Origin of the sequence: Candidatus Francisella endociliophora (assembly GCF_000764555.1) — a bacterium.
GTDB classification, from domain to species: domain Bacteria; phylum Pseudomonadota; class Gammaproteobacteria; order Francisellales; family Francisellaceae; genus Francisella; species Francisella endociliophora.
In genome coordinates this window covers 536,440-550,918 of the sequence record NZ_CP009574.1, presented here as the reverse complement: position 1 = coordinate 550,918, position 14,479 = coordinate 536,440, and the positions used below count along the sequence as shown (strand labels likewise).

Genomic DNA, 14,479 nt, shown 5'->3' with positions numbered 1-14,479 from the left:
TTTTGTTATCTGCTAGCTCAAATATTTTGTGTCATTATGCTAAAATTAAATTTAATTATTTTATGAGATTTAGAGAGCTATGAAACAATTTCAAATAAACCCCTCAATTTTATCTGCTGATTTAGCAAGGCTAGGAGATGACGTTAAAGATGTATTAGCAGCAGGTGCTGATAATATTCATTTTGATGTTATGGATAATCATTATGTACCGAACTTAACTTTTGGCCCTATGGTTCTTAAAGCTCTTAGAGATTATGGCATAACTGTTGGTATGGATGTACATTTAATGGTTAAGCCAGTTGATAATCTTATAGAGAGTTTTGCGAAAGCTGGTGCAACTAGTATAGTTTTTCACCCAGAGGCGAGTGAGCATATAGATAGAAGTTTACAGCTGATTAAATCTTTTGGTATAGATGCAGGTTTAGCGTTAAATCCAGCTACAAATATAGATTGCTTGAAATATGTTGAGAAGCATATAGATCGAGTACTTTTAATGTCTGTAAATCCTGGTTTTGGGGGACAGAAATTTATTCCTGAGATGTTAATAAAGGCAAAAGAAGTTTCACAATGGATAAAAGCTACAGATAGAGATATCTTACTTGAAATTGATGGTGGTGTTAATCCTAATAATATTGCTGAAATTGCTGATAGTGGTGTAAATGCTTTTGTAGCTGGATCTGCAATTTTTAATTCTGATAGTTATAAGCAAACTATTGGTAATATGAGGGATGAGCTTGCAAAAGTATAATAGATTAGCAACTTTAAAAGTTTTAGAATTAATAATATCTATTTTAATAGTACTGTTAAGTTATTCTATACCGTTACATCTGTTTGATTATGATATTTCAAATTTTAAAAGTTTTAATTTTCTTGCACTTTTTATTGTTGTAACAACATTAATTATATTATTAGTTTCAGAGTATACAAATGGTGAGAAAACTTCTAAATCGAGAAATATTCTTAAAGTTCTGCTTTGTACATTAGCTATTGCAATGTTTATTACAACATTGGCGTTTTTCTTGAGAGGTTTCTCATTTCCAAGAAGTCTTATTATTATTGGATTCTTACTACAGTTGTTACTACTATCTTTAACAAGAGTCTTTTTTAGATCATTAATTAGAGCAGCTATAAATAATAATATATTGGTGATAGGGCTAGAGAAGGAACAAAACTGGCTTTTTGAAAAAGCACAATTTGTAAAACTGCCGAGTGAAAAGGTTTGTGGATATTTTTGTGTAGACGTTAATGGTATTGAACTATCTGAAATTTTGAATAAATACACAAAAGTATTTATATCCGATAATGCTTTAAAGAATCTAAGCTCAGAAGCATTATCTTTGATTAGTAAATATAATTTAGAAGTTGTACTTATACCAAGGAAATATGAAATATCAGTTTGGGGTGCTGTGTTAGTGCCTCTTGGTGATAGCCTTGCAATGGGTATCAAAAACTTTGGATTATCATTTGAAGCTCAAGCAATCAAGAGAGTATTTGATGTAATTTTTAGTGTGATAATTATTATATTAACATTCCCAATTATGCTACTGGTTGGATTGGCTATATACTTAGAAGATAAGAATTCGCCATTTTTTATTCAAGAAAGGATGACAAAAGATGGTAAAAAATTTAAGCTGATAAAATTTCGTAGTATGAAGGTTAATGCAGAGTCTCAAACTGGTGCTGTATGGGCAAGTAAAGATGATAATAGAGTCACTAAAGTTGGTAAGGTAATTAGACCGATATGGTTAGATGAGTTACCACAGTTTTTTAATGTAATTAAGGGTGATATGTCGATAGTAGGGCCAAGGCCAGAGAGACAAGAGTTAATAATGGAGTTTGCTAAAGAGCTTCCAGAATTTTTATATAGAACAAAGGTTAAGGCAGGAATTACAGGCTATGCACAAGTTTTGACAAATTATTCAACTTTGCCGGAGAATAAATTAAAACTTGATCTTGTATATATAAGAAGATGGAGTTTTGTTTTTGATTTGTTAATTATTATAGAAACAGTTAGGGTTATTTTCATGAAAATTCTAGATCTATTTTTACCTAAGAAAGAGACTATGGATACTAAAATCGTAAATCATATAGATGCAAATTATATAGAATATAGTTATGAGTAAAAAAGTATTAGTAACAGGTGGAACCGGTTATATAGGTAGCCATACGGTTGTAGAGCTTCTTGAGAAAGGTTACCAAGTCGTAGTGGTGGATAATTTATCGAATAGTAAACTATCTGTAGTAGATAGAATTAAAACAATCACAGGTAAAGATTTTGATTTTTATGAGATAGATCTTTTGGATAAGTTTAAACTAGAGAGCATTTTTCAAAAGCACAAAATTGATGCAGTAATACATTTTGCTGGATTTAAAGCCGTTGGTGAGAGTGTAGAGAAACCTTTAGAGTATTATCATAATAATATTCAAGGAACTATAAATTTACTTGAGTTGATGCAATATTATAAGGTTTATGATTTTGTTTTTAGCTCATCAGCGACTGTTTATGGGATGAATAATGAACCTCCATTTACAGAGGATATGCCTCTTAGTACGACAAATCCTTATGGTGCTACAAAATTAATGTTAGAAGAAATCTTGAAAGATCTTCAGAATGCTAATAGTAGGTTTAATATTACTTGTCTAAGATATTTTAACCCAGTAGGTGCTCATAAGAGTAGTATGATTGGAGAAGATCCTCAAGGTATACCTAATAATCTTATGCCATATATAGGTCAGGTTGGCGCTGGTAAGTTAGTTAAACTTAGTATTTTTGGTGGTGATTATGAGACTAGAGATGGTACTGGTGTGAGAGATTATATTCATGTGGTAGATTTGGCGATAGGACACATACTAGCATTAGAAAAGCTGGTCGAAGATAAACCTGCGTGGAGAGCATATAATCTTGGCTCTGGAAAGGGATACTCTGTATTAGAGCTTGTTAAAGCTTATGAAAAAGCATTAGGTAAAGAAATACCATATCAAATAGTAAATAGGCGAGCAGGTGATATTACTGCAAGTTTTGCAGATGTCTCTAAAGCTAAGAAAGAACTTGGTTTTGAAACTAAGAAATCTATAGATGATATTTGCCAAGATATTGTTAGATGGCAAGATTTTGCAAAAGAGAATGATGTTTAGAAAATGAAAATATTGCATGTGTTTAAATCATTTTATCCATATACATATGGAGGTATAGAGAAGTTTATACATGAATTGTCTATTGCTATGGCTAAAAAGTATGATGCTGAAATACACATACTAGCGATGGGTAAGAAAAATGAGACTATAAAAAAGGATTTTTATACATTACATTTTGCTAACACTAATTTAAATATGGCTTCGACTACTTTTTCATTTTCGGCTATTAAAACATTTAGAGAGTTAAGTAAGCAAATTGATATAATTCACTATCATTTTCCGTATCCTTTTGCTGATTTGCTACATATGATTTGTAAACCTAAAAAGCCTTATATAATTACTTATCATTCAGATATTATAAAACAAAAAAAATTGATGATGCTGTATAAGCCATTAATGAAAAAGTTTCTTAATGGAGCAGAAGTTATCTTGCCAACATCGCCGAATTACCTTGAGAGTAGTGAAGCCCTAAAAGAAATACAAGCTCCCAAAAAAGTAATTCCTATGAGTTTAAATGAAAAAGACTATGAAATTGATGAGAAGAATTATCAAAGTTGGAAAAAAACTATAGGCTTTGAAAAATTCTTCATCTATATTGGCGGTCTAAGATATTACAAGGGGTTGGATGTCTTGATTGATGCTATGAAAGAGCAAGATTATCCATTAGTTATAGTTGGTGATGGAAATCAAAGGGAGTATCTTGAACAGAAGGCTAAGCAAAATAACTTACAAAATATAAAATTTGTTGGAGCATTAGATGATAAAGATAAGCTATCTTTGTTGAAACTAAGCTATGCTTTAGTACTACCATCAAATGTGCGAACAGAAGCTTTTGGACTGGTTTTACTTGAGGCAAGTATATTTGCTAAACCAATGATAACCTGTGAAATTGGTACAGGTACAACTTTTGTAAATATTGATAAGCAAACTGGATTAGTAGCTAAGCCAAATGATAGTCAAGATTTAGCTAAAAATCTCAAAGAACTTTGGCAAGATGAACAAAAGGCTCAAGAATATGGTAAAAATGCTAGATCTAGATTTGATGATATATTTGATCTAGATAAAATGGTTGAAAGTTATAAATCAGTTTATGATGAAGTTATAGAGAGCGGTGTTAAGTGAAACAATTTTTTAAATATTTCTTCGGTATTTTAGAAACCACTCAGAAAAAAAAGTTTTTTTTATACCTTGTTTTATTATTTCTAGGTTCTACATCTTCTATGTTAGGTGTCGGAGCTGTTATTCCTTTTGTGAGTGTGCTAGTTAATCCAAATCGGTTTGATAATATAGGTTTTTTAAGTGGTTTTGGCCATTTTCAAATAGTCCTTATAAGTATAGTTTTGTTAATCTTGGCATTTTGGGTAAAAAATATAATTGGAGTTATTTTATTTTGGTTCCAGACTAAATTTTTGAATTCTATAGTTCTTAGTATTCAAAAAAACTTTTTAAGCTATATATTTTAATGAGTTATGAGACTCATCTAAATAGAATTAGACTTATATTTACTGGTAATTTTATAAGAAATGGAGTATTAGAGTGTTTTGATCATGAGATACATAATGAATTAAGTAATGTTGATTATTTACATGAGAATGACTTTTTTATTGATAATGGAATAGCCAGGTTTTTCTGGAAAATGATCAGATACTTAGTAAGGAGTTTAAAATAGTTTGAATCATCAAGTTAAAATTTCTTTAATAATGCCGAACTTTAATGGTGAAAAAACTATTAGAAGTTCTATATTATCTTTTGTAAGAAATCAATATTTTAATAAGGAACTAATTATTGTTGATGGAAAATCAAGCGATAGTTCACATAAGATAATTAAAGAATATGTTAAAGAATATGAATTTATTAAATGGATTAAAGTTAACGATAAAGGAATATCGGATGCAATTAATATAGGGCTAGAGAATGTAAGTGGTAATATAATAGGATATTTGGGTAGTGATGACTTATTAAATACTAAAACATTATTTGAAATAAATAACTATAAGTTTATGATTGATTTTGATGCTATTTATTTTGATTCATATACTTACTATATCGATAAAAATATAGTTCAATTAAGAAAATGTCCTAATGTTGCTTTTAATAGAATTAATCTTATTAGATATGGTACTTTAGTTGGGTTACAGAATATATTCTTTGATAAAAGAGTTTTTAATGAAATGAAATATGATATAAGTAATAAATACAGCATGGACTATGAGATATATTTTAGAATTGTTGAAAAGTTCTCAAATTTTACCTATGTAGAATATCCAGCAACAATTAATAAGTTTAGTAATAATATTAGCTATAGATTAGAGAAAATACAGACAAGAGAAGCATTTAAAGTTATGTGTAAATATATAACTTGGAAAGACTTTAAATATTTACCTTATAAACGGATATTTTTAAATTATATTAAAAGATAAATGTTAAAATGGTTTATTTGGGAAATATTTATATAGTTAGTATTGTGCAATATTTGTATATTGTCAGAGTATAGTCAACAAATATTTTTTTTGAAGTACGGAAGTAATAAATATAAACACAGGTGGTTAAAGATTTGTAAAAATGTATAATCTTAAGAAGAATATTACTTATAGTTATTTAGCAGTTATTATACAAATTTTTGTAGTGATTGTTGTAACAAGATTATCATTAAACTATTTCGGTACAGAACAATATGGACTTTTTTCTATTGTTACATCTATTATATCCTATCTAACATTAGCAAATTTTGGTATTCCTTGGGCTGTAGCTACAATGTATGCTAAATTAGATGATATACCTCGAAAGATACTACTTATTAAAAAAGGTAGTTTTATAATGATATTCTTTAGTTTAATACTTGTCTTTGTATTAGTTACAATATCAATATTTTATCCTAATGCAGTTAGAATAGTAGGGGATATACCAAACAATATTTTAACAATAGCAAGATGGTTTATTTTTATTAATATATTAGCTTTTATAATATTTTTACCTTTTTCATTGTTTAATCAAGTTCTTATTTTCTCCAATCTCTCATATGTTGTTAAGATACTGGATGTTTTTAGGAATATTGGTAATTTATTAATTATTATATTAGTTATAATAATGGGATATGGCTTAATTAATTACGCGCTATTTACAGGGGTAATCTTAATCTTCACAGGTGTTCTTTATGTGGTTATATTTTATAAATTTATTAACAAACAAAAACATGATTTGACTAAGGAATTAAATAGCTGTGCAAAAAAGCATAGTGGTTTTGATGCTGCAACATATAAACATATATTAGTTTCTGGATCATATTTTTGGTTTAATGGTTTGGCAGGCGTTATTATCATGAGTACAGATGCGTTGGTGATTTCCCATATGTTAGGTTTGGATTCGGTAACTAAATATTCTATTTTAGCTACATTCTTAGGTTTAGGATTAACTTTGATATCTCAAATTATGAATGTGGTTAATCCATTATATCCTCAGTTAATTATAAAAAATAAAAATAAAAGTCTTTTAAAAATATTAACAATAGATATGGTATCTATTTTAACTTTTATAGGTGTATCTTTTTCAATTGTAGTTTGCTTGTTTGGTAAGGATATAATAAATATATGGATTGGTTCATTAAATATATATTCTGGGGATTTAGCTATTTTAGCGATGTCATCATATTTTATGTTTTTGATGATTAGCTTGGTTCCATATTCAATTTTAGTTGCTATGGGAGAGGCAAAGAGTATCTTTAGAATGACATTATGCGAAGCTATTCTAAACTTGCCTCTTTCAATATGTTTAACTAAAGAGATAGGTATCACAGGAGTGTTTTTAGGTAGTTGTATAGCTAATGGGGTGGTTACAGTATTCTGGTCTTTATATTTGGTTCAGTCAAAATATAAAAAAGAAGTCAGTTTTGAATATATTTTTTTTATTAAAAAAATAGTGGTTATATTATTTATACTAATTGGTATTTACTTTATAAATACTAGTGATTTAACGTTAATTAGTAAGTTATTAGCTTGTGTTCTCGTACTACTACTTAATATTTTTTTTCATAGAAAATCTATTTCAAATATATATTATTATCTTTTAAGGGTTAAAGATGTTTGATTATTGAGGCTAAGTAGTGTATGAAAGTGGTAAAAATACAGGGCGGTTTGGGAAACCAAATGTTTCAATATGCTTTTTATATGAGCTTAAAGCAAAAGTATAAAGATTGTTGTATAGATATTAGGGACTTTGAAACTTATACACAACATAATGGATTTGAATTAGATCGTGTTTTTGAAAATATTAGACAAAGTATTTCTTTATGTCGATGTAAAAGAAAATTTTTTAGAAGTTTGTTCTCAAAGTTTCTTAATAGATTTATTAAGTATCATAAGAACTATTTCTCTCAGGATGACTTTGGGTTTAATAAAAAATATTATAATAAAGATAATTGTTATTTAGATGGGTATTGGCAGTCTGAAAAATATTTTAAAAGTGTAGAAAAACAAATAAGAGAGATATTTAAATTTCAGACATTAGACGATAAAAATGCTAAAATACTAGAGGAATATAAAAATAGAAGTTTAGTTTCTATTCATGTAAGGAGAGGCGATTACATTAATCATCCACTTCATGGAGATATATGTAATTTAGATTATTATAATAACGCTATCGATATAATTAAATCAAGAGTTGAATCCCCCCATTTTTTTGTATTTTCAGATGATATTGAATGGTGTAAACAGTGTTTAGATATTGAGGACGTAACTTATATTTGTACTAATACTGGCTCAGATAGTTATAGAGATATGCAAATTATGTCTATATGTAAACATAACATTATTGCTAATAGCTCGTTTAGTTGGTGGGGTGCCTGGCTTAATCAAAATAGTGAAAAGATCATTATAGCCCCCAACAGATGGTTTAATGATGATAGTATAAATCAAAGTGATATATGCCCAGAGAGTTGGATAAAAATATGAATAAGCCGTTAATATCTGTAGTTATGCCTGTCTATAATGCTGAGAAATATGTTGGTGAAGCGATTGAAAGTGTATTAAATCAGACATTTAAAGATTTTGAATTTATCATTATAAATGATGGTTCATCAGATAAGAGTTTAGATATAATAAAAAAATATCAAAAAATTGATGATAGGTTTGTTCTAATAGATAGGGAAAATAAGGGTTTAGTTTTTTCTTTAAATGAAGGTGTAATTCTTGCAAAAGGTAAATATATTGTGAGAATGGATGCTGATGATATTAGTTTACCAAAAAGGTTTTCTGAGCAAGTTGAGTTTATGGAAAGGAACCATAAAGTTGGAGTTTGTGGAACTTGGATAAAAAAAATTGGAGAAGATTATAATGAATGTTTTTGGAAACCTCAAAAAAATGACAAGAAATTAAAAAGTCTCCTTTTATATTATGTACCTTTTGCTCATCCATCAGTGATTATAAGAAGAAAAGTATTAATTAATAATAATATTTTCTACAACCATGAATATAAAAATATTGAAGATTATAAGTTGTGGGTCGATTTATATAAATATACTGAGTTTAGTAATATACAAAAAGTTTTACTATACTACAGAGTCCATGATAATAGTGTAACTCAAAAAGCTGAAGCGGTTGAGAATATTAACGAAAGAAGAAGAATCTTTAATCAAATAGTTTCGGACTTACTTAAGAGTATAGACCCTAGTTTCTTTAGAACTAATGAAGAGTGCTTTATACATTATATACCTATTAATTTTGAAGAGAATCTGCTTAAGTTAATATCTATAAGGAAAGTAGCTATTTACTTTGATAAAGTAAACAAGTTGTACTCTCAAAGAGATTTTTTTGACTTAAGAGAGTTAAATAAGTTACTTTGTAAAATGTTTTTTAAAATATCTTATTTTAAAATAAAGAATCGATATAAAGAGCTATTAAACTGTATTGTATACAAAAGATTTTGGGTAGGTTTTCTTCATTATGTTTTTGAAGGAAAAATATTTTATTTCAAGAATATGATTAAAAGGAATAAAATTAAATCATGAAAGAATCAGTTTTAATAAGTGTAATAATTCCAGTTTATAATGTTCAAAACTATTTAGTTAGATGTTTGGATTCTGTTATTAATCAGACATATAAAAATTTAGAAATTATACTTGTAAATGATGGATCTACTGATAATTCGTTAGAGATATGTCAGCAATATATAGATAAAGATAGCCGCATTATTTTAATAAATAAAAATAATGGTGGACTGTCTAGTGCCAGAAATGCAGGATTAGAAATCAATAAAGGTAAATATATTACCTTTATTGATAGTGATGATTGGGTTGCTCTAGATTACATTAATACTTTATATCAAAATATTATTGATAATAATGCCGATATTTCGATAGTAGGATTTGAAAATGTATATGATTCTAATGTAGAAGATATTCCTAATACTAATAAAATTAAAACATTCTCTCAAAAAGAAGCTGTTAATAAACTTATTTTAAATAAATTAGAAACATCAGCTTGCGGTAAATTATTTAATAGCTTCTTTTTTAAGAAAAATAGATTTAGAGAAGGAATTATTTTTGAAGATTTAGAGGTTATGTATAAGTTATTCTTATCAGCTAATAAGATTGTAAGAAATAGTTCAATTAAGTATTTTTACTTCCAAAGAAAATCAAGTATTATGGGGACAGCTAAGAATATAAAAAATATTGTTAAAACATCCGATACTTATATTGATATATTTGTTTCACAAAATAAATTTTTAATAGAAAAAGATTTTTGTTTATCTGATGCTGTTTATATTTATCAAGCATCAGTTTTATATAAATATTATTTAGCATGTAGTTGCTGTGTTTTTAATAAAGCTGTTTTTGCGCAAAGAAAAAAAATTAGTAATGTAATAAATAAGCTTTTTAAAAATATAACAAATACAAATAAAGGTAAGTTTTTTATGTATGTAAATATAGTAAAAATATTGCTCACAAAAGTATTGAAGAGACATAGATGAAAATAGCTTTAGTAACAGAACATTTGTCTATAGGTGGCGGACCTGAACATCTTTTTCAAATATGCAAAGAGATGCCGCAGCATCATTTTAAAATCTTTGCTAAGAGAGGTGGTGATAACTCTAGTAAGTTTGATGATTTACAAAATGTAGAAATAAATAATGGTTATGCTAAAAAAGATATTGAATTATTTAATCCAGATATTGTGCATTTCCATAGTATGAAACCATTTTTATTTTTATATAAGCTAAAGTTTTTTAAACTTATTACTATTCATGGTTTTCATATTCATAAATATGAGTTTCAAAAAGGGGTTATTCCAAAAGCTAGATCATTTTTAAGAAAGAAATTAGAAGGTTTTTTATATAGAAAAGCAGATCAAATAATTACTATTTCAGATGAGGATGAATATACCTTACAAGAACTATATGGATTAAATTCAGAGAAAATATACAATGGCATTGATTATACTTTAATGAATAATAATGCTAAACCTATAAGTATTATAAGAAAAGAGTTAGGCTTTCCAATAGATAAAACTATTTGTATAACTATAGCAAGATTTGATTTTCAGAAGGATTATTTTTCTCTGGTAAAAGCTATTGAAGTTTTAAATAAACGATCTAATGATTTTGTGTTTTATTTTGCTGGGGATGGGGCTACTAGGTTAGAAATAGAGAATTATGTTAAATCTAGGAATATTAAAAATATAAACTTCTTGGGCAGTAGAAAGGATATATATGAGCTTTTAAATGCATCTGATATTTTTATTTTACCGTCTCGGTGGGAGGGTTTATCAATAGCAGCCTTAGAAGCACTAGATGCAAAAAAGAAGCTTTTACTTTCTGATACTTATGGAAATAGAACTATAGCAAGGCATAGTAATAATGTAGAGCTTTTTTCTTTAACAAATCATCTAGATCTTGCAAATGAATTGCAACAAATAGATCTAGAGTATTATGATGAAGAGCGTTTTTTTACTATAGATAAGATGATAGCGTCATTGGATAATTTGTATAAAAATAATATTAATAAGTAAAAACAATTACACTTTTACTCTTATATTTTATTACTTGCTAAGAGAAATGTTTGAAAATACATAAGTTAAAATTCAATATATGCAAAATGCTTGTTATCATATAACTAGAGTAAACTTTTGATATTTTCTATGATAAACATAATTCTTTGCGGTGGCTCTGGTACTAGACTATGGCCACTAAGTCGTACATCTTTCCCGAAACAATTTGTGAGACTATTCGATAATAAGTCGCTATTTCAAGACACTTTAAATAGAAATAGTGTTATATGTAACAAGACTGTAATAGTTTCTAATATTGAGCAATATTTTTTAGCTCAGGATCAGGTGATTGAGTTAGAGGGAGATATTTATAAATATATTCTTGAATCAGCACCACGAAATACCGCTCCTGCAATAGCTCTTGCATGCTTGGCAGTAGATCCTGATGATATAGTATTAGTAACTCCTTCTGATCATCTTATAAAAAACCAACAAGCATATGAAGTAGCTTTAAAAGAGGCTGAATCTATGGCTTCTGATGGCAGCATTGTTACCTTTGGTATACAACCTACTAAACCAGAGACTGGTTATGGTTATATTCAAGCAAATGGAGATGATGTTGTATCTTTTAAAGAAAAACCAGATCTTGAAACAGCTAGACAATACATTGAGCAGCAAAACTATTATTGGAATGCAGGTATTTTTTGTTTTAAAGCAGGAGTGTTTTTAGCAGAATTAGAAAAATATTCTAATGAAATATATCAAAAATCGATAATTGCTTTTGCAAATAATCAGAATTTTGAAGTTAGGATAGATCAGCAAGCTATGCTTGATATTCCCAGTGATAGTATTGACTATGCTGTAATGGAAAAAAGTAAAAAAGTAAAAGTTGTTAAATGTGAAGATATTGGTTGGTCGGACTTAGGTAGTTTTGACTCTCTTGAGGAGCAAGTAGCTAAACAAAATAACAATGCAATTATACATAAAGATGATGTGAATAAACCTGTTTTATCTAATTCTAAAAATAATTTATTAGTATCAGAGTCACGACAAGTTTCAATGATCGATGTTGAAAATTTACTTGTTGTTGATACACATGATGCTCTATTAATAGCGAAAAAAGGTTCATCCCAAGATGTAAAAAAGGTTCTTGAAAAGGTTAAACAAAATGCTCCAGAATTAGCAGAGAAACATTCATTAGTTTATCGCCCATGGGGGTATTACCAAACTCTTATTTCTTCATCAGGGTATAAAGTTAAGAAAATACACCTTAATCCCAACTCAAAATTATTATTACAAAAGCATCAAAATAGAAGTGAGCATTGGGTAGTGCTAGAAGGTATTGCAACTGCTATACTTGGCGATGAGAAATTTGATCTTGAAAAGAATCAGTCAACATATATCCCAATAGCTAAAGAACATCGTTTAGAGAATAACCAAAATGAACCTTTAAAAATAATAGAAATTCAAGTGGGTGATTATGTCAGTGAGGATGATATAATTATTTTAGAATAATTATAAAATAACTATATGAAAACCTACATATTTGATCTTGATAATACACTCTATTCATATAAAAATGGCTTATTTGATAGCCAGCTAAAAAGAATGAGTGAGTATGTAAGACTTAAACTAGACATCTCAGATACTGAAAAGGCTGATTCAATTCGAGATGAATTGTATTATGAGTTTGGATCAACTATGTTAGGAATGATGCGTTATCATAATATTGATTATAAAGAGTTTTTAAACTATATCGATGATATCGAGATTGACCACTTTAAGCCAAATGAAAAATTAAATAGTATTATTAATGAATTAAGAAGAAATCACCGCACTTATATCTTTACCAATGCTTCAAATTTCCATACGTATAGAGTACTGCACCAGTTAGGGCTTGCGGATTCTTTTGATGGCGTACTGACATTAGAGGATACAGGACTTGTTGCTAAGCCAAAATATAAGTATTTTGAAATAGGTAGATATAGATTCAATATTGATTTAAATAATGCCATATTTTTTGAGGATTCATCACATAATTTAATAACTGCAAAGCATTTAGGGATGGAAACAGTTTTAATTCATGCGGATGATAGTAAATCAGCAGCAAACTTTCATGATAATGTCGAGATAGACTATTATGTGGCTGATGTGGAATCATTTTTTGAGGGTAGATATATTGCTACCAGGGTGTAACAGTTATTTTCTTGTCTAAGCCGCTGCTCATTTTCGATTTGATCTTTTCAAGATTTTCTGATGTCTGTAAACCACTTTTTGCATCTGGATATTGGATTACATGACTAGCATTTATTAGAGCATACTTTAGAGATTCTTCAATTGGGTTTCCTTTATAAATATTTGCACAGAAAGTTGAACTGAATGAATCCCCTGCACCTAGAGTGTTGACTACATTTTTAATGTGTAATGACTCACTGTGGTAAATATTTTCAGTATTTGCAGCATATACACCATTACCACCATCAGTCACAACAATCAATCTTACACCTATATCAAGGCATATTGTAAAAAAATCTTTCAGTCTAAATGTTGCATTTAGAAAGTCATGATTACTTTCTTTATGATTAGACTCTAATCTATCTTTTGATTCAGCTACATCTTTGTCATTAGAAGATAATAACGATAACATTAGCTTTTGTGCTTCTTCATAGTTTAAGACAAGTATATCAATACCAAACATTGAGTCTTTGATAAAGCTTTTACCAACACTTAATTGACTAGATCCTGGATTAATAGCCACTTTTGTATTATTTTCTGATGCTAGTTTAACTATCTCAGGTAATCTGGCTGCAGAAGATTCGCTTAAAGAGGTTATATATATAAAGTCACTATCAATAATTGCTTGAGATGGTAAATCATCTTTCAGAATATCTTTATTAGCACCTCTATATGCAAAAATTGTTCGATCACCGCTTAATGTTGGGATCACATATGATGTTGCAGTACCATATTTTTCTGAATATTTTATATTTGATATATCTATTCCAAAACTATCAAGTTCTTGAGCTATTTTTTCACCTGTTATATCTTTGCCAATTTTTCCAAAAAAGCTAACATCTATATTTTGTTTCTTAAATGAAACTGCAGCATTTGTAGCACCACCACCTGAAAAAGAATTATGCTCTTTAACTTCTATTTTTGCCCCTTCTTCAAGTAGCATATAAGATTGAGTAACATCTTTTTTTTGCATATTCATAGTGAACATTTCTTCATATTCTATAATGGTGTCTAAAGTTGCGCCACCAATCGTAAGAGCTTTGATATTTTTCATTTTTAATAAGACTTAAGATATAAAAATTCTATATTGGATAGAATATCATTAATTGTTAGAAGGGTAAATGTCTGTA

At 28.3% G+C, this 14,479-nt stretch carries 13 protein-coding genes and 1 pseudogene; 13 read left to right on the top strand and 1 reads right to left on the bottom strand.

What is annotated here, in order from left to right; genetic code table 11:
* Nucleotides 1-79 precede the first annotated feature (79 nt).
* The 13 genes and pseudogenes from rpe to QI37_RS02585 all read left to right on the top strand — a co-directional run bounded on the left by rpe (nt 80) and on the right by QI37_RS02585 (nt 13,310).
* Nucleotides 80-748, top strand: coding sequence for a ribulose-phosphate 3-epimerase (gene rpe, locus QI37_RS02650; protein ID WP_040008289.1), 669 nt, complete (start codon nt 80-82; stop codon nt 746-748).
* Nucleotides 729-2,123 (top strand): sugar transferase, encoded by a 1,395-nt coding sequence (locus QI37_RS02645; RefSeq protein WP_040008287.1) that lies wholly within the window; start codon nt 729-731, stop codon nt 2,121-2,123. The genes rpe and QI37_RS02645 overlap by 20 nt, the downstream gene beginning before the upstream one ends.
* Nucleotides 2,116-3,135 (top strand): UDP-glucose 4-epimerase GalE, encoded by a 1,020-nt coding sequence (galE, locus tag QI37_RS02640; protein WP_040008285.1) that lies wholly within the window; start codon nt 2,116-2,118, stop codon nt 3,133-3,135. Before QI37_RS02645 ends, galE begins: the two co-directional genes overlap by 8 nt.
* A gap of 3 nt (nt 3,136-3,138) precedes the next feature.
* On the top strand, nt 3,139-4,257 hold the full coding sequence (locus tag QI37_RS02635; protein ID WP_040008283.1) for a glycosyltransferase family 4 protein: 1,119 nt from the start codon (nt 3,139-3,141) through the stop codon (nt 4,255-4,257).
* Nucleotides 4,254-4,660, top strand: a pseudogene (locus tag QI37_RS02630) (ABC transporter ATP-binding protein); the annotation flags it as partial. The gene QI37_RS02635 and the pseudogene QI37_RS02630, both read left to right, overlap by 4 nt.
* A 145-nt stretch (nt 4,661-4,805) precedes the next feature.
* A complete protein-coding gene (locus QI37_RS02620) occupies nt 4,806-5,555 on the top strand; it encodes a glycosyltransferase (RefSeq protein ID WP_040008279.1) in 750 nt (249 codons plus the stop codon).
* A 142-nt stretch (nt 5,556-5,697) separates the two neighbouring features.
* Nucleotides 5,698-7,218 carry an MATE family efflux transporter gene (locus QI37_RS02615; protein ID WP_040008277.1) on the top strand — a complete coding sequence of 507 codons (1,521 nt, stop codon included), beginning with the start codon at nt 5,698-5,700 and terminating at the stop codon, nt 7,216-7,218.
* Between the two features lie 20 nt (nt 7,219-7,238).
* Nucleotides 7,239-8,081, top strand: coding sequence for an alpha-1,2-fucosyltransferase (locus tag QI37_RS02610; RefSeq protein WP_040008276.1), 843 nt, complete (start codon nt 7,239-7,241; stop codon nt 8,079-8,081).
* Nucleotides 8,078-9,136 carry a glycosyltransferase family 2 protein gene (locus QI37_RS09875; RefSeq protein WP_052399128.1) on the top strand — a complete coding sequence of 353 codons (1,059 nt, stop codon included), beginning with the start codon at nt 8,078-8,080 and terminating at the stop codon, nt 9,134-9,136. The genes QI37_RS02610 and QI37_RS09875 overlap by 4 nt, the downstream gene beginning before the upstream one ends.
* A complete protein-coding gene (locus QI37_RS02600) occupies nt 9,133-10,098 on the top strand; it encodes a glycosyltransferase family 2 protein (protein WP_052399127.1) in 966 nt (321 codons plus the stop codon). The genes QI37_RS09875 and QI37_RS02600 overlap by 4 nt, the downstream gene beginning before the upstream one ends.
* On the top strand, nt 10,095-11,135 hold the full coding sequence (locus QI37_RS02595; protein WP_040008274.1) for a glycosyltransferase family 4 protein: 1,041 nt from the start codon (nt 10,095-10,097) through the stop codon (nt 11,133-11,135). The genes QI37_RS02600 and QI37_RS02595 overlap by 4 nt, the downstream gene beginning before the upstream one ends.
* 129 nt (nt 11,136-11,264) lie before the next feature.
* On the top strand, nt 11,265-12,629 hold the full coding sequence (locus QI37_RS02590) for a mannose-1-phosphate guanylyltransferase/mannose-6-phosphate isomerase (RefSeq protein WP_040008272.1): 1,365 nt from the start codon (nt 11,265-11,267) through the stop codon (nt 12,627-12,629).
* A gap of 15 nt (nt 12,630-12,644) precedes the next feature.
* A complete protein-coding gene (locus tag QI37_RS02585) occupies nt 12,645-13,310 on the top strand; it encodes a pyrimidine 5'-nucleotidase (protein WP_040008271.1) in 666 nt (221 codons plus the stop codon).
* Here the strand turns inward: QI37_RS02585 and QI37_RS02580 are convergent.
* Entirely contained in the window at nt 13,297-14,403 is a 1,107-nt protein-coding gene (locus tag QI37_RS02580) for a carbohydrate kinase family protein (protein WP_040008269.1), read from the bottom strand. The genes QI37_RS02585 and QI37_RS02580 overlap by 14 nt on opposite strands.
* Between the last annotated feature and the right edge of the window lie 76 nt (nt 14,404-14,479).